Raw genomic sequence first — 16,386 nt, 5'->3', positions numbered from 1 at the left:
GCAGCTTTCACCTTGTTTTCCTTGTGCTGCCACGCATATAGGGTCTGTACCATGGTACGGAGTCAAGACATGGCAGTACTGACGATCGCCGGACTCGCGCGTGCGGGGAACGTTGGCGTCGAGACCGTGCGCTACTACCAGCGCCGCGGTCTTCTGCAGACGCCTGACCGGCCGGGCGGCGCCGGCCATGCGGGCGGTGTACGGCGTTACGCTGAGGAGGACGTGCGCCGGCTTCGCTTCATCCGTTCGGGCCAGGCCGCAGGGTTCACGCTGGAGCAGATTGCCGAACTGCTGGCTCTGGATGCCACCGACGACCGGGCACGGGCCCGCGAACTGGCGCACGAACGCATCGCCGCCCTGGACCTGAAGATCGCGGAACTGGAGGAGGCGCGCGCTTCACTTCGTCGTCTCGCCCGGGAATGCGCAGACGGATCGGACGGACCGTGCCCTATCCTCGCCTCATTCGAACACAGCTAAAATTGTGAATCACAGGCGCCTGACGGGTTCCCATATCGGGAGAGAGCAGATGTGAAGTTGCGTGCTGCCGCAGTGAGGTGATGCAATCGCGGTCCGACTGGGACGCCGCCACCCCTCGGTCCGTCATCCCAGCCGCGCGATCGTCACCATCCTCACCAGATCGGACAGCGTCCTCGCCTGCATCTTCATCATCACGTTCGCGCGATAGACCTCGACCGTTCGCGCGCTGATCTCCAGGTCGAAGGCAATCGCCTTGTTCGCCTGCCCCGCGACAAGGCCATCCATAACCTCTCGCTCCCGGGGGCTGAGACTGTCGATACGATCGAGTACCGCCTGCCGCTCAGCTCCTGCCGTCTCCTCGTCGCTGTGCCTCGCAAGCGCATCGCGAATGGCGGTGATCATGACGTCGTCGTCGAACGGCTTTTCGATGAAATCGGCAACTCCTGCCTTCATCGCCTGGATGGCGAGGGGTACGTCGGCATGGCCGGTCACCACGATCACGGGCGTGCCTGCCGACCTGCGCCGCAGTTCCTCTGCGAGTTCCACGCCCGTCATGCCCGGCATCCTCACATCGGTGACTACGCAGGCACCGGCAAGGGGGGGAGCCGATTTCAGGAAAGCATCGGCTGAAGCGAAGGAGCGGACCCGGATACCCGCCACGTCGAGCAGGAATTCCAGCGAGTGACGCACGCTTTCATCGTCATCAATGACGTAAACGATGGGATCACGGGACATCGTAGAGACCTTCTTTTTCCACGCGCGGCAGCGTGAAGCGGAACAACGCACCGCCCCCTTCCGCCGGCTCGGCCCAGATGCGGCCGCCGTGGGCTTCGACAATGGTGCGCGAAATTGACAAACCAACTCCCATCCCGGTTCGCTTGGTCGTGATGAAGGGCTGAAACAGGCGATCGGCAACCTCGGAGGAAATGCCTGGCCCCGTGTCGCCCACCGTCACACGTGCCATCTCGCCCTCGAACGGCTCGATGCACACTGTTAGCTCGCGTTTGTCCAGATTCGAAGCGCTCATCGAATCGACCGCGTTCCGAACAAGGTTGAGGACGACCTGCTGCACCTGAACCTTGTCCGCCAATACGCGGTCGACCTGCTCGCTGAAGTCATATTGCACGCGTATGCCGTAGTCCTTCGCCCCGACAAGTGCCAGCGCGCTTGCCTCCTCCACGAGCTTGGGCAGGCTTTCGAGGGAACGCTCGGTCTCTCCGCGTGCGACGAAGTCGCGGAGGCGCCGGATGATGTCGCCCGCTCGCAAGGCCTCGGCAGCCGCTCGCCCGACAGCGTCGATCACACGGGAGTTGGCAACCTCCTCCCGCTCAAGGAGCATCCGGCTACCCTTCAGATAGTTCGCGATCGCGGAAAGGGGCTGGTTCAGTTCATGTGCCAGAGCCGAGGCCATTTCACCTAGGGCAGTGAGACGGGACATGTGGACCAGCTCGTTCTGCATCTCCTGCAGCCGGGCTTCCGCATGCTGGCGCTCGGTCAGGTCGCGGATGAAACCGGTGAAGAAGCGGCTGCCATTCACCTGCACTTCGCCTACCGCCAGCTCGATCGGAAAGGTGGAGCCGTCGCGCCGCTCGCCAACCACGATCCGGCCATGGCCGATGATGCGCCTTTCACCCGTGCGGTAGTAGCGTTCCAGGTATCCGTCGTGCGCGGAGCGGTAAGGTTCCGGCATCAGCACTTCGACGTTCTTGCCCGCGATCTCGTCGGCGCGCCAGCCGAACATCTGTTCCGCGGCGGGGCTGAAGTCACGGATCAGGCCGTCTCCGTCGATGACGACCATCGCGTCAGGAACCGTGTCGAGGATCGAACGCAGGTGGGCCTCCCGGTTCGCCAACTCCGCGCCCGCGGCTTCGGTGTCGAGGCGCGCCCTCTGGAACCACTCGCCGCCGACCGCGATTGCGAGGCCGATCACCACGAAGGCAGCCGCAGCGATCAGACTGCCATTTTCGACCGGCCCCGTCAGGCGATCGCACAGCAACCCCGCGGCCGCACCGGCAAACGCGGCGAGAGCGCCGGCGCGAAAGCCAGAGAGCGCACTCGCGACAACGACTCCGGGGACGAAGAAGATGAACGTCGCTCTCGATCCAAGATCATGAGCGAACAGCAACCGGACCGCGGAACCGCCTGCAATGGCGATGAGAGCCAGAAACAGGGCGACCGGAAGTGACAGGCGGGGCAGGAAGCGGCTGGCGAAGCGGCCACGCCCCACCTCCGGTAAACCCCTTAGGGGCCGCTCGGTAGGGACATCATCCAAATTTTTGCACCTCTTCTGATCCCCTACCTACGGCGCATCGGCGGCACACAAGCAATCGTGCCGCGAACCGGAGACGTTCAATGACTGCACCGTTCATCGATCTTGGGGTCCATCATAAGGCCGGCGGCCTTTCGGACAAGGTCGCGCTCGGCTTCACCAAGGTGCTGCGCTGGTGCGCTGACACTTTCTTCGCACAGCGCTATGGTCACCGTGCCGTGGTTCTGGAAACGGTCGCCGCTGTTCCCGGTATGGTCGGCGCGACGATCAACCACCTCACGTGCCTGCGTCGGATGTGCGACGACAGGGGGTGGATCAGGACGCTCATGGACGAGGCCGAAAACGAGCGTATGCACCTCATGACCTTTATCGAGGTCTCCAAGCCCACGTGGTTCGAACGCGCGGTGATCATCGGCGTGCAGTGGGTCTTCTACCTGTTCTTCTTCGCCCTCTACCTCGTCAGCGCGAAGACCGCTCACCGCGTGGTCGGCTACTTCGAGGAGGAAGCCGTGATCAGCTACACGCACTACCTCGCCGAAATCGATGAGGGGCGCAGCCCGAATGTTCCGGCACCCGAGATCGCCCGCCGCTACTGGGGTCTGCCAGAAGACGCCACGCTGCGCGACGTGGTGCTGGTTGTCCGCGCTGACGAAGCGCATCACCGCGACGTCAACCATGGCTTCGCCAACGAGCTGGCCGGGTTGCCGGTCGGCGCCATTGCCAAGTGCCCGCCGCATGCGGAGCTTTTGCCCAACTGGAAGAAGGCTGCCTGACTGCAGGCACGGCGGGGAGGACAGGGCATGCACGAGGATCATTCCATCCTGCTGTTCGAGAGCGATCAGGCAGTCCTGTCCTCCCTGCAGTTTGCGCTCACGCTCCAGGGGTTTATGGCCGAGGATGGCAGCACCTCTGGACTGAGCGCTGCAGCCTCATGCCTTGTGATCGACCAGCGATACAGGGCCGATGGACTCGCTTTCCTCGCACAGCTTCGCGCCGAGGGGATCAAGGCGCCGGCGGTCCTTCTGGCGACCAACCCCACGCCACGATTGCAGCGCCGCGCGGCGGCCTTCGATGTCGCCATCATCGAAAAGCCATTGCTGGGAGACGAACTTCCAGTCGCGCTTCACGCTCTTCTCACGTCCAGCAAGGCCGCCTGATATGGCACACAGCCCCATCAGGGAAGAAGACATCGCCCGGCTGGTGCCGACCTTCTACGGGCGCGTCAGGCAGGACAGCCTGCTTGGACCCATCTTCAACGACGCTGTCACCGACTGGGCTCATCATCTGGCGACGCTGCAGGATTTCTGGTCATCGGTGCTGCTCGCAAGCGGGCGCTACAAGGGGCAGCCGATGATCGCCCACGTGCGCCATGAGGACCGCATGAGCCGTGAAGCGTTCGGCCGCTGGCTTGATCTCTGGCGCCAGACCACGAGCGAACTTTTCGAGCCGGCCATGGCCGCCATGCTTCAGGAGAAGGCGGACCGCATCGCCGAAAGCCTGCAGCTGGGGATGAGCTTCTATCGCGACAGGAAATCGGCATGAGTGCGAGAATTCCCCCGAGTGCCGCTGCCTACCAAAGGACGCCGACTTTCACCGAGACGACGATTCCTGATGCTCTTCGGAAGGACCACGCGACGAAGGCAGGTGCCTGGGGGCTGATCCGTGTGGAACATGGAACGTTGCGCTATGTCGTCACGGACCACCGGCGAACGCCAACGGAACGTATCCTGACCCCGTCGGCCGAGCCCGGCGTGGTGGAGCCCACCATCCTTCACCGTGTGGAGCCGCTCGGACCTGTGCGTTTTCACGTCGAGTTCCTCCGGCTCCCATGACAGCCGGAGCCGGTGCCGGAGCCGGTGCCGATCTCAATGCCTCATTTTCAGAAAGACAAAGGAGCACCTAATGCGAACCGTCTCTCCTGCCGCCATGCAGATCGTCAAGAGCACGGCTCCCGCCATCGAGCAGTATGGGGTGGACATCACCACCGCCATGTATGCACGCCTGCTGCAGGATCCGGAGATCGCAGCCATGTTCGATCGCGCCGCGCAGGAAAGCGGCGAGCAGCCGAGGCGTCTGGCCGGCGCCATCCTTGCTTACGCCAAGAACATCGACAAGCTGCAGAATCTTGGACCAGCCGTACAGCGGATGGTGGCGCGCCATGTGGAAACGGGCGTGAAGGCCGAGCACTACCCGCAGGTCGCCGCGGCGCTGCTCCCGGCCATCCGCGATGTGCTGGGGGAGGATGTGGCGACCGATGATGTGCTTGCCGCCTGGGGCGAGGCTTACTGGATGCTCGCGGACATTCTCATCGCCGCGGAAGCTCAGGCCTACCAGGAGGCGCGGTCCGCCTGACGAAACGCGGCTCCGGGCGGGCTACGCGGCCTGGCCCGGATCGTGCACACCGGCCTGAAGCTACTCGAGAACAAATCCCGGCGGACGAACACTCCTCTTGCGCGCCGTTGACCGATCACGTCTTTCTACGGCAAGGGTGCGGCGAGGGGGCCCCATGCGCATTGTCATCATCGACGACAGCGGCCTTCGCGCGACCGTACTCGAAGAGGGGCTGCGCGATGCCGGCTACGACGACATTCACATCGTCCCGCCGCGCGGCGCCTTCGTCGCCCGGCTCGAACGCATGGCTCCCGATGTCGTGCTGATGGACCTTGGCAGCCCCAGCCGCGACACACTGGAGGAAATGCTCACCGTCAGCCGCGCGCTCGCCCGTCCCATCGCGATGTTCGTGGACCAGTCCGACGAAACGATGATCGGCGCTGCCATCGATGCCGGAGTGTCGGCCTACGTCGTCGACGGCTTGCGCAAGGAACGCGTCAAGCCGGTGCTGGAACTGGCGGTGCGGCGCTTCAACGCGTTCTCCCGCATGCAGGCGGAACTAGAGGACGCCCGAACCCAGCTTGCCGATCGCAAGGTGATCGACCGCGCCAAATCGATCCTGATGAACCAGCGCGGCCTGTCCGAACAGGATGCTTACGCTCTCCTTCGCTCGACCGCGATGAACCAGGGCAAGAAGATCGTCGACGTGGCGCAGGCGCTGATAACAGCCAGCGACCTGCTGGGAGGGGTATGATGACGACCAACCTTCGCATTGCCTTCCTGCCGCTCAACGACGTGGCGGTTCTTGCCGCAGCGCGTGAGCAGGGGTTTGCCGAACAGGAGGGCCTGTCGCTTGATCTCGTGCGGACGACCAGCTGGGCAACGCTGCGCGACCGGCTCGTGTATGGACAGGTGCAGGCCGCGCATATGCTGGCTCCGCTGGCCGTGGCGGTAACATTGGGCCTGAGCCAGCAGCCGGCGGCGCTGGCCGCTCCGTTCAAGCTGGGCGTCAACGGCAACCTGCTGGTGATGGCGAAGGAGTTCGCCGCCGCTCTGGCTCCCGATCCGGTGGCGCGGCTCGCAGACCCGCTCGGCACGGCGCATGACTTTGCGGCCGCGATCGGGCTGTGGCGGCGCAAGCCCGTCATCGGCGTGGTTCACCGGTTCTCCAGCCACGCTCTGATACTGCGCTACTGGCTCTCCACCGCAGGCGTCGATCCTGATCGCGATGTGACCCTGCGCGTCCTGCCGCCATCGTTGATGGTCGAAGCGATCCAGGCTGGTGAGATCGACGGCTTCATCGCAGGAGAACCCTGGGGCAGCGCGGCTGTCGATTTAGGCACGGCGGAGGCGGTGGCCATCGGCCAGCGCATCTGGCAGCGCGGCGTCGAGAAGGTGCTGGCCTTTCGCAAGGCATGGCTGGAGGAGAATCCGGAGACGACCGACCGCCTGCTGCGCGCGCTCGCCCGGGCCGCCCTCTGGTGCGATGCGCCTGAGAACAGGGAAGCGCTGGCAGACATGCTCGCGGAAACACACTACGTCGGCCAGCCTTCCGAGCTGATCCTGCGCGGCCTGACCGGTTCCATCGTTCCGCGCGCCGGCGATGCGCCGGTTTCCAATCCGGACTTCATGCTTTTCTCCCGAGAGGCAACGCCTTTCCCCTGGCGCAGTCAGGCGTTGTGGATCTATTCGCAGCTCGTGCGCTGGAACATGGTCGAACCCTCTGCGGAGGCGGAGGGCAGGGCGGCCGCCGTGTTCCGGCCGGATGTCTACCGTCGCGCACTGGCCGGCAGCGACCTGCCGATGCCGGGCGCCAGCATGAAGCTGGAAGGCGCCGTGGCGGCGCCGCTCGGCGTGGGCTCGCGCAAGGGCGACCTGATGCTGGGCCCGGACAGGTTCTTCGACGGGCGGATCTTCGATCCTGAACGAATCGAAGATTACCTCGCCGGCTTCGAGAGGCCGGAACGGGGACAAACCTGAACACGATCTGGAAGGGGAAGAGAGTGCTATTTTGCACCTTGCCAGATCCGGCGAATCACCCGAATATATGAAGGTCGCGCGATGATGCGCGTGTAACTGGACAGGCGGTCCCAAGGACGGGACGCCATTCTCACTGAATTCGCAGCAAAGCCGCTGACCGGGCTCACCACCAGGGTGACGTCCGGGCCGCGGCTTTTTTCGTGCCCGTTTCATTTTTCATGGGGGACGTATCATGGCCACCGCATTCTGGCGACCTGACCAAGACCCTGCCGGCTCCCCGGCAGACGACGTTCGCAGCAAGCCTGCCGTCAGCTTCTGGCAGGCCGGCCACGCGCCGACGCTCATCGCAGCCTTCCTTTATTTCGACCTGGCCTTCATGGTGTGGGTCCTCCTCGGACCGCTGGCGCCCGAGATATCGAGAACCCTTGGCCTGACGCCCGCGCAAAAAGGACTGATGGTGGCGCTGCCGACCCTGGCAGGTGCGCTGCTGCGAGTTGTCAACGGCCTGCTTGTCGATCGCATCGGACCAAAGCGTGCAGGCGCGATAAATCAGGGCATCGTCATCCTCGGTCTGTTCCTTGCCTGGTCGACAGGCATCGACAGCTTCGGAGGCACCCTGGCACTCGGCCTGATTCTCGGCTTTGCGGGGGCAAGCTTCGCCATCGCGCTCCCGCTCGCGAGCCGGTGGTACCCGCCCGAACACCAGGGCAAAGCGATGGGACTGGCCGGTATGGGCAATTCGGGAACCGTCTTCGCCGCGCTGTTCGCCCCGACGCTCGCTAGACTGTTCGGCTGGAACGCCGTTCTGGGCCTTGCCTGCATCCCGTTGGCGCTTGTGCTCTGCCTGTACCTCGTGCTGGCCAAGGACGCGCCGAACCCGCCCGCACCACGTAAGCTGGTAGATTATGCCGCGCTTCTCAGACAGGCTGACGCGTGGTGGCTGATGGCGTTCTATGCAGTGACATTCGGTGGTTTCGTGGGCCTTGCGGCATCGCTCCCGATCTACTTCACCGATCAGTTCGGCCTCAGCACCGTGGTGGCGGGATATTGCACAGCAGGCTGCGTCTTTGCGGGATCGCTCGTGCGTCCGCTGGGCGGCGCGCTGGCAGACCGGATCGGCGGCGTGAAAGCGCTGATGATGGTCTACGCCGTCGCCGCCATCGCACTTATCGGTGTATCGCAGGCGTCGGGGCTTCCGTCAGCTCTCGCACTCTTCGTCGTGGCCATGTTGGCGCTCGGCACTGGAAATGGGTCGGTTTTCCAGCTTGTGCCTCAGCGTTTCCAGGCCGAGATCGGCGTGATGACGGGCCTTGTCGGCATGGCAGGCGGCGTAGGCGGCTTCTATCTCGCCAGTTCGCTCGGCCTTGCCAAGCAGTTCACGGGAAGCTTCGCGCCGGGTTTTCTGATCTTCGCCTGCCTTGCAGTCGTTGCCCTCGTCGCGCTGGCGAAGGTGAAGACCCGCTGGCGTGCGACCTGGAAAACCGCCGCGCGGATCTAGGCTGGTTGATCGTGGCGGCGGCTTGCATCCGAAGCTGCCGCCGGCCCAAACCTCTACGTGCTGAGGGCGCGCCCAAATGACAGTCATGATGAAAACGGTAGCTGCGCTGGCCATCGGAGGAGCCGCTTGTGCCGCATCCGCACGGGCGCAGGAGATCACGGTCACACCGATCGCGGAAGCGCGAATCCGCTACGAGACTGCCGAGCAGGATGACATTGTCGCAAGGGCTCATGCGCTGACCATGCGCGTTCGCGGAGGAGCCCGGCTCGCTCGCGGGGCGATCAGCGCCAGCATCATCGGCCAGGGCAGCCTCGCAGCGGTGGACACCTACTACGATGGACTGACCGGCGCCGCGTCGCGGCCGCTGGTGGCCGATCCGCAGAACATCGCGCTTTACATCGCACAACTGCAGTACAGCGTTCGGGATCTGACGGTGACCGCAGGGCGTCAGAAAATTGCGCTGGATGACGAGCGCTTCGTGGGCAATGTCGCGTTCCGCAACAACGCGCAGACTTTCGACGCCGTTCGGGCGGAGATTGCGCCCGCGCAGGGCCTGAAGCTTGACCTTTCCTACGTCTGGAGCGTGCGCACGATCTGGGGCATCGACGGTAAGGAGGGGCGCCAGCAGGCGGTCGGCGGCGATAGCGTCCTCGCCAATATCGGCTGGAAGACGCCGATTGGCACACTGACGGGGTTCGCCTATCTCGTCGATCAGGACGAGGCGGCAGTGCAGGGCTACCGCCTCTCAAGTCAGACATATGGCGCGCGACTTGCCGGTTCGCACGTCTTGGCGACATCCGTGAAGCTTGCTTACCAGGCGAGCTACGCGCGTCACTCCGACTGGGGCCGCAATCCCGGTGATTACCGTGCCGGGTACTGGCTGGCCGACGCTTCACTTGACGTGCATGGCTGGAAGATAGGCGCGGGGTACGAAGTGCTTGGCGCTGCAAAAGGTCGAGTGGCGGGTTCGCCCTTCACGAGCTTTCAGACCCCACTCGGCACCAACTTCAAGTTCCAGGGCTGGGCAGACAAGTTCCTGACGACACCGCCGGACGGCGTGCGCGACCTGTATGTGGGGGGCGGATATGGCGCCGGGCAGATGGGTTCGTTCTCCGCCGTTAGCCTGCAGGGGACCTGGCACCGCTTCGAGAGTGACCGGTTCGGCCAGCATTACGGTAACGAAATCGACCTTCTGGCGTCGGCGAAGGTGCGCGGGACGACCATTGCGCTGCGCTATGCCCACTACGAAGCCGAAACCCTTGCAACCGACACGGACAAGCTTTGGGTGCAGCTCGACTGGGCTATTTGACAAAAGCGACGTGAAAATCGCTTGAGCCGCCCGCCAGTTCCATTTATGTTGCAGCGCAAAGGGCAGTGTTGTCCTTCTCACATCGCCGAAATGTCCCGCTGAGGGGACGTGTAGGCACCGAATGATGGCAAGGCCGCCATCCTGATTCCCGGTTTCGCACCGGGGGTCTGGATGGCGGCCTTTTCTCGTTTTCAACTCCATTTCCCATGACAGCCGGAGTTTCGAACATGGACTTTCAGGACCGGATGGAACCGCAACAGACCCTCGCGACCGACTACGACGACGCGCTGGTCGTACCCTGCGACGATGTGCGCGAGCATCTGGTTGTCGTCGGCAACGGCATGGCCGGCTGCCGTGCCGTCGAGGAACTGCTGGCGCGTGACGCCGCCCGCTACCGGGTGACGATCTTCGGCGCCGAGCCGCACGTGAACTACAACCGCATCATGCTCTCGCCCGTGCTGGCGGGCGAGAAGACCTTCGAACAGATCGTCATCAACACGCGCGAATGGTATGACGAGAACGGCATCGATCTCATCACCGCCGATCCGGTCACCGCGATCGACCGCGCGGCAAAGACCGTCACCTCGCGTTCGGGCCGCACGATGCATTACGATCGCCTGCTGATCGCGACCGGCTCCGACCCCTTCATCATTCCGGTTCCCGGCAAGGACCTGCCGGGCGTCATCTCGTTCCGCGACATGAACGACGTCGATACAATGCTGGCGGCCGCCGAGGCCGGCAAGGCTTCCGGCGGCGGCTCGGCCGTGGTCATCGGCGGCGGCCTGCTGGGCCTCGAGGCGGCGCACGGCCTGACCCTGCGCGGCATGAAGGTCACCGTGATCCACCTGATGCCAACGCTGATGGAGCGCCAGCTGGACGAAGCGGCGGGCTGGCTGCTCAAGTCCGCGCTGGAAGCGCGGGGCCAGACCATCCTCACCGGCGCCGATACCGCCGAGATCTACGGCGACGGCAAGGTCGAGGGCGTTCGCCTCAAGGACGGTCGCGAGATTCCGGCCAGCCTTGTCGTCATGGCCGTCGGCATCCGCCCCTCCATTGCGCTGGCGCGGGAGGCGGGACTGGAGGTCAACCGCGGCATCAAGGTTGACGACCACATGGCGACGAGCGACCCTTCCATTTTCGCGGTGGGCGAGTGCGTCGAGCATGACGGACAGGTCTACGGCCTTGTCGCGCCGCTGTGGGACATGTGTCGCAGCCTTGCTGATGGCCTTACCGACCAGCACACGGGCTATCGCGGTTCGGTCACCTCGACGAAGTTGAAGGTGGCAGGGCTGGACGTGTTCTCGGCAGGCGACTTCTCCGGCGGAGATGGATGCGAGGACATCGTGCTGCGCGATGCCGCCCGCGGGGTCTACAAGCGCGTGGTGGTGAAGAACGACCGCATTGTCGGCGCCGTGCTCTACGGTGATACGGCAGACGGCGGGTGGTACTTCGATCTGCTCCGTAAGGGCGAGAACGTCGGCGAAATCCGAGACCTGCTCATCTTCGGCCAGGCGTTTGCTTCGGGCGGTGCTGCGCTGGACCCTAAGGCCGCCGTTGCGGCACTCCCCGCAGATGCGGAAATCTGCGGCTGCAACGGCGTCTCGAAGGGACAGGTTGTCAGTTGTATCGAGGCTGGAGCCTGCAGCCTCGATGCGGTGCGCGCGACCTGCAAGGCCTCGGCCAGCTGCGGACAGTGCACCAGCCTCGTCGAGAACCTGCTCGCGCTGACGCTGGGCGAGGAGGTGAAATCCGGCCCCAAGACCATGTGCAAGTGCACCAGCTTCACGCATGACGACGTGCGCCGCGAGATCGTGGCGCAGGACATGCGCTCGATACCGGAAGTCATGCACAAGCTGCACTGGTCGACGCCGGACGGATGCTCGTCTTGCCGCCCGGCGCTCAACTACTATCTGCTCTGCGCGCTTCCGGGCGAATACGTGGACGACCAGCAGAGCCGCTTCGTCAACGAGCGCATGCATGCCAACATACAGAAGGACGGCACTTACTCCGTCGTCCCGCGCATGTGGGGCGGCCTCACCAACCCGCGCGAGTTGCGCGCCATTGCTGACGTGGTCGAGAAGTACAACGCGCCCATGGTCAAGGTGACCGGCGGCCAGCGGCTCGACATTTTCGGCATCAGGAAGGAAGACCTGACCGCAGTCTGGGCAGACCTCAACGCAGCCGGGATGGTCTCCGGCCACGCCTACGGCAAGTCGCTGCGGACGGTCAAAACCTGCGTCGGTTCGGAATGGTGCCGCTTCGGTACGCAGGATTCGACCGGACTAGGGGTGAAGACGGAGCGAATGACCTGGGGCAGCTGGATGCCGCACAAGTTCAAGATCGCCGTCTCCGGCTGCCCGCGCAACTGCGCTGAGGCCACGATCAAGGATTTCGGAATCGTCTGCGTGGACTCCGGGTACGAACTCCACGTCGGCGGCAATGGCGGCATTCACGTGCGCGCCACCGACCTCTTGTGCAAGGTGAACACCGAGGAGGAAGCCCTCGAATACTGCGCCGCCTTCATCCAGGTCTACCGTGAGGAAGCGCGCTATCTCGAACGCACCGCGCCGTGGATCGAACGTGTCGGCGTCGCCTACGTGAAGTCCCGCGTGGTCGAGGACGAGGCGGGCCGCAAGGCGCTTGCCGACCGGTTCCACCACTCACAGCGCTACAGCCAGGACGATCCATGGGCGCAGCGCGCTGCGGGCGACCGTGCCGACCTGCACCAGCACCTCGAGCCCACACCCCTTACCCCTCAGGTACTCGAAGCGGCGGAGTGAACACAATGACCGACTGGATCGATATCGGAACTCTCAACGACATTCCTCAGCGCGGCGCCCGCACGGTCCGCCTTGAGGGGGAACCGGAGATCGCGGTGTTTCGCACCGGCGACGACAGGATCTTCGCGCTCGTCAACGAGTGCCCGCACAAGAAGGGGCCGTTGAGCCAAGGCATCGTCCATGGACATTCGGTTGCCTGCCCGCTGCACAACTGGAACATCGCGCTGGCGAGCGGCGAGGCGCAAGGGTCCGACAGCGGCTGCACCCCCACGATCGCCGTGCGCGAGGAAAACGGTCGCATTCTGATCGCGAGGCCTGCACCCATGAGGGATGCTGCCTGATGGGCGAGGCGGTCCGCACCACCTGCGCTTATTGCGGTGTCGGCTGCGGCATCTCGGCAACGCCCACGGGCGCGCGCGAGGTGACGATCCGGGGTGACGATGCGCACCCGGCCAACGGCGGGCGCCTCTGCTCCAAGGGAACGCACCTTGGCGAGACGATCGGGCTCACGGGCCGTCTCCTCCACCCGATGATCGGCGGGAGGCGCGTGCGCTGGGACAAGGCGCTGGACCTCGTGGCCAAGCGTTTTCGCGACACTATCGCCCGGCATGGGCCGGACAGCGTCGCCTTCTACGTCTCGGGCCAGTTGCTGACCGAAGACTATTACGTCGCCAACAAGCTGATGAAGGGCTTCATCGGCTCTGCCAACATCGACACCAATTCGCGCCTTTGTATGTCAAGCGCCGTCGCCGGTCATAACCGGGCCTTTGGCGAAGACGTGGTGCCCGCCGGCTACGAAGATCTGGAAAAGGCGGACCTCATCGTTCTGATCGGATCGAACACGGCATGGTGTCATCCGATCGTCTACCAGCGCATCCAGGCCGCGCGCGCCGAAAGGGGCACGAAGCTTGTGGTCATTGACCCGCGCCGAACCGAAACCTGCGAAGGCGCGGACCTTCACCTGCCACTGCGCCCCGGGAGCGACGTGGCCCTGATGAACGGCCTCCTTGCCTGGCTTGCCGAGCAGGGCATGGTCGACAAGCCGTTCATGGACAGCCACGTCGAGGTGCCGGAGGGTTTCTGGAAGCATCTGGGGACCGGCCACGACCTCTGGACCACAGCGAGGATTTGCGATCTCGATCCGGCGCTGCTGCGCCGGTTCTACGAGCTGTTCGCGGCCAACCCGCGCACGGTTACGATGTTCAGCCAGGGCATCAACCAGTCGATCCGCGGTACCGATCAGGTCAACGCGATCATCAACGTCCACCTTGCCACGGGGCGCATCGGCCAGCCGGGCGCCGCCCCGTTCTCAATCACCGGCCAGCCCAACGCGATGGGTGGCCGCGAGGTGGGCGGCCTCGCCTCGACACTGGCCGCCCACATGGACTTCGCGCCCGAAAACGTCGCGCGTGTTGGCCGCTTCTGGGCGGCGCCGGGCATGGCGACCAAACCGGGGCTCAAGGCAGTCGACCTGTTCCGCGCCATCGGGGAAGGCCGTATCAAGGCGCTGTGGGTCATGGCGACCAATCCCGCGGTCTCTCTGCCCGATGCCGCCACCGTGCGCGCCGCGCTGGAAAAGTGCCCCTTCGTCGTCGTCTCCGACGTCATTGCCGATACCGATACCACCGCCTATGCCGACGTGCGCCTGCCCGCTGCCGCATGGGGTGAGAAGGACGGCACCGTCACCAATTCGGAACGCACGATCAGCCGCCAGCGTCCCTTCATGGATCTGCCAGGTGAGGCAAAGCCCGACTGGTGGATCATCAAGGAAGTGGCCCGCCGGATGGGCTGGTCAGGCGAGTTCGCCTATGACACGCCCGCCGATATCTGGCGCGAGCATGCGCGTCTCACCGCCTATCAGAACGATGGTGCGCGCGTGCTCAACCTCGCCGACCATGCGGCGATCGGCAACTCCGCCTACGAAGCGATGGAGCCGTTCCGCTGGGGCGGTACGCCCTTCGCCGACGGTCGTTTTCCGACGCCGAGCGGCCGCGCGCGCATGATCAAGGTTGGGCAGATGGAGCTGCAGGCGCCGCTCGCCGACTGGCCGCTGACGCTCAACACCGGGCGCTATCGTGACCAGTGGCATACGATGACCCGGACCGGACTGGCTCCCAAACTCGCGCGTCACCGCGAGGAACCGCTCGTCGAGGTTCACCCTGAGGACGCTGCCGCGCTGGACATGAAGCATGGCGATCTTGCCCGTGTCTCGACCCCGCAAGGAAACAGCACCTTTCGCGTCCTCCTGAGTGAAGGCCAGCGACCGGGCGAGATATTCACACCGATCCACTGGACCGACCAAGTGTCCACCGGCGGCCGCACCGGCCTGCTGCCACGCCCGCTGGTGGATCCGCACTCCGGCCAGCCTGGGTTCAAGTCCACCCCCGCCGCGCTCGCGAGGGTGGACACCGAATGGAAAGGCTTCCTCATCCTGCGCGGAGACGAGCCTGCTCGCGTGCCCTGCCTTTGGGCAACGCGCGTGGCGGTGCCCGGCGGCGCCCTCTATGAGGTCGCCGGCAACGGCGACCCGTCCCGCATCGAATTCTGCCTGCCCAAGGGCGAGCGGATCGAGGCTATCGACGACACCCGAGGTACGCGCCGCGTCGCGGTGATCGTCGAGGGGAGGCTGGCGGGCGTGCTGTTCGTCACCCGCACCGGTATTCTGCCCCCGCGGAACTGGCTGATCGGGCAACTGGCCGTGGAGGGAGTCGGGGCTACCGTGCTTGCCGCGCGCGGGCCCGGCAACCAGCCCGACAAGGGCGCGACTGTGTGCGTATGCTTCGACATCGGCCTCAACCAGATCGTGACCGCCATCCGTGAACAGCGATTGGTCGATGTGGCCGGAGTAGGCAGGGCGCTTGGCGCGGGCACCAACTGCGGATCATGCCGCCCCGCTCTCGCCAGGATAGTCACCCAGACCAACGAGGAGGTTCTCGATGCCGCAGAATGATGGCAACCATGAGCTTATCGCACCCGGCGAAGTCTGGCTGGTCGGAGCAGGGCCGGGTGATCCGGACCTGCTTACCCGCAAGGCGGAGAAATTGATCCGCGCCGCCGAAGTCGTCTTCTACGATGCGCTGGTGGGTCCCGGCGTGCTTGCGACGATTCCCGGCGGTACGGAGCGGGTTTGCGTGGGCAAACGCTCCGGGCGTCACTCGAAGGATCAGCCGACGATTGACCGCATGCTTGTCGAGGCTGCGCTCGCGGGACGTCGCGTCGTGCGCCTCAAGGGCGGGGATCCGGCGATGTTCGCCCGGGCGACGGAAGAGATGGCGGCGCTACGCAAAGTCGGCGCACCCGTACATGTCTGCCCGGGTATCACGGCCGCCAGCGCCGTGGCTGCTTCAGCAGGCATGTCGTTGTCGCTGAGAGGAATTGCCCGCCGGGTGCAGTTCGTCACCGCCCATTGCCGCAGCGGGCAGCCACTTGATCTGGATTGGCCGGCGCTGGCCGATCCCGCCTGCACCCTGGCAGTATACATGGGGCGGGAGGCGGCACCTGAACTCACCGCCGCGCTGATGGCGGCGGGCCTGCCAGGTGCCACCCCGGCGCTGGTCACCTGCGACGCCTCGCTCCCGACAGAACAGCAACTGCGCACCCGCCTCGATCTGCTGCCGCTGGTGACACAGGCCTTCGCCGATGATCGGCCCACGCTGATACTCATCGGCGAGGCCGTCGGACAGGCGCTGGTACATACGCCGGCGCAGGGCGAAGAGGCACAGATCCTGCCTGCGTGAGGGCA

At 64.9% G+C, this 16,386-nt stretch carries 16 protein-coding genes; 14 read left to right on the top strand and 2 right to left on the bottom strand.

The genetic code is table 11. From position 1 onward, the window contains the following. Positions 1–69 precede the first annotated feature (69 nt). Positions 70–477, top strand: a complete 408-nt coding sequence (locus C2R25_RS13700; RefSeq protein ID WP_103729746.1) for a MerR family DNA-binding protein — start codon at positions 70–72, stop codon at positions 475–477. Positions 478–600: 123 nt separating this feature from the next. Here the strand turns inward: C2R25_RS13700 and fixJ are convergent, their stop codons facing one another. After that, positions 601–1,212 carry a response regulator FixJ gene (gene fixJ, locus C2R25_RS13695; RefSeq protein ID WP_103729745.1) on the bottom strand — a complete coding sequence of 204 codons (612 nt, stop codon included), beginning with the start codon at positions 1,210–1,212 and terminating at the stop codon, positions 601–603. Then, entirely contained in the window at positions 1,202–2,704 is a 1,503-nt protein-coding gene (locus tag C2R25_RS13690) for a sensor histidine kinase (RefSeq protein ID WP_233203984.1), read from the bottom strand. The genes fixJ and C2R25_RS13690 overlap by 11 nt, the downstream gene beginning before the upstream one ends. 125 nt (positions 2,705–2,829) lie before the next feature. On the opposite strand from C2R25_RS13690, the gene C2R25_RS13685 reads away from it, so the two are divergent. The 13 genes from C2R25_RS13685 to cobA all read left to right on the top strand — a co-directional run bounded on the left by C2R25_RS13685 (position 2,830) and on the right by cobA (position 16,381). Then, entirely contained in the window at positions 2,830–3,519 is a 690-nt protein-coding gene (locus tag C2R25_RS13685) for an alternative oxidase (RefSeq protein ID WP_103729743.1), read from the top strand. A gap of 27 nt (positions 3,520–3,546) precedes the next feature. After that, positions 3,547–3,903 (top strand): response regulator transcription factor, encoded by a 357-nt coding sequence (locus tag C2R25_RS13680; protein ID WP_103729742.1) that lies wholly within the window; start codon positions 3,547–3,549, stop codon positions 3,901–3,903. Position 3,904: 1 nt separating this feature from the next. Then, complete coding sequence (locus C2R25_RS13675) at positions 3,905–4,288, top strand: group III truncated hemoglobin (RefSeq protein ID WP_103729741.1); 384 nt, start codon at positions 3,905–3,907, stop codon at positions 4,286–4,288. Further along, the gene (locus C2R25_RS13670) at positions 4,285–4,578 is read left to right on the top strand and encodes a DUF1971 domain-containing protein (RefSeq protein ID WP_103729740.1); all 294 of its coding nucleotides are present in this window, start codon (positions 4,285–4,287) and stop codon (positions 4,576–4,578) included. The genes C2R25_RS13675 and C2R25_RS13670 overlap by 4 nt, the downstream gene beginning before the upstream one ends. Before the next feature lie 70 nt (positions 4,579–4,648). Further along, positions 4,649–5,098, top strand: coding sequence for a globin domain-containing protein (locus tag C2R25_RS13665; RefSeq protein ID WP_103729739.1), 450 nt, complete (start codon positions 4,649–4,651; stop codon positions 5,096–5,098). Between the two features lie 154 nt (positions 5,099–5,252). Beyond that, the gene (locus C2R25_RS13660) at positions 5,253–5,831 is read left to right on the top strand and encodes an ANTAR domain-containing response regulator (RefSeq protein ID WP_103729738.1); all 579 of its coding nucleotides are present in this window, start codon (positions 5,253–5,255) and stop codon (positions 5,829–5,831) included. Then, complete coding sequence (locus C2R25_RS13655; RefSeq protein WP_103729737.1) at positions 5,831–7,057, top strand: CmpA/NrtA family ABC transporter substrate-binding protein; 1,227 nt, start codon at positions 5,831–5,833, stop codon at positions 7,055–7,057. The genes C2R25_RS13660 and C2R25_RS13655 overlap by 1 nt, the downstream gene beginning before the upstream one ends. 232 nt (positions 7,058–7,289) lie before the next feature. After that, positions 7,290–8,555: a NarK/NasA family nitrate transporter gene (locus C2R25_RS13650; protein ID WP_103729736.1), complete on the top strand. Its 1,266-nt coding sequence runs from the start codon at positions 7,290–7,292 to the stop codon at positions 8,553–8,555. Between the two features lie 76 nt (positions 8,556–8,631). Next, positions 8,632–9,864, top strand: coding sequence for an alginate export family protein (locus C2R25_RS13645; protein WP_103729735.1), 1,233 nt, complete (start codon positions 8,632–8,634; stop codon positions 9,862–9,864). Between the two features lie 227 nt (positions 9,865–10,091). After that, positions 10,092–12,644: a nitrite reductase large subunit NirB gene (nirB, locus tag C2R25_RS13640; protein ID WP_199183833.1), complete on the top strand. Its 2,553-nt coding sequence runs from the start codon at positions 10,092–10,094 to the stop codon at positions 12,642–12,644. 5 nt (positions 12,645–12,649) lie between these two features. Continuing rightward, complete coding sequence (gene nirD / locus C2R25_RS13635; protein ID WP_103729734.1) at positions 12,650–12,985, top strand: nitrite reductase small subunit NirD; 336 nt, start codon at positions 12,650–12,652, stop codon at positions 12,983–12,985. Further along, positions 12,985–15,594 (top strand): nitrate reductase, encoded by a 2,610-nt coding sequence (locus C2R25_RS13630; protein ID WP_103729733.1) that lies wholly within the window; start codon positions 12,985–12,987, stop codon positions 15,592–15,594. Before nirD ends, C2R25_RS13630 begins: the two co-directional genes overlap by 1 nt. Next, complete coding sequence (gene cobA, locus C2R25_RS13625; RefSeq protein ID WP_103729732.1) at positions 15,581–16,381, top strand: uroporphyrinogen-III C-methyltransferase; 801 nt, start codon at positions 15,581–15,583, stop codon at positions 16,379–16,381. Before C2R25_RS13630 ends, cobA begins: the two co-directional genes overlap by 14 nt. The last annotated feature ends 5 nt before the right edge of the window (positions 16,382–16,386 follow it).

Source organism: Novosphingobium sp. HII-3 (assembly GCF_002916655.1).
Classification (GTDB): Bacteria; Pseudomonadota; Alphaproteobacteria; order Sphingomonadales; family Sphingomonadaceae; genus Novosphingobium; species Novosphingobium panipatense.
The sequence above is the reverse complement of the archived record's forward strand: the minus strand, read 5'-3'. Positions and strand labels throughout refer to the sequence as shown.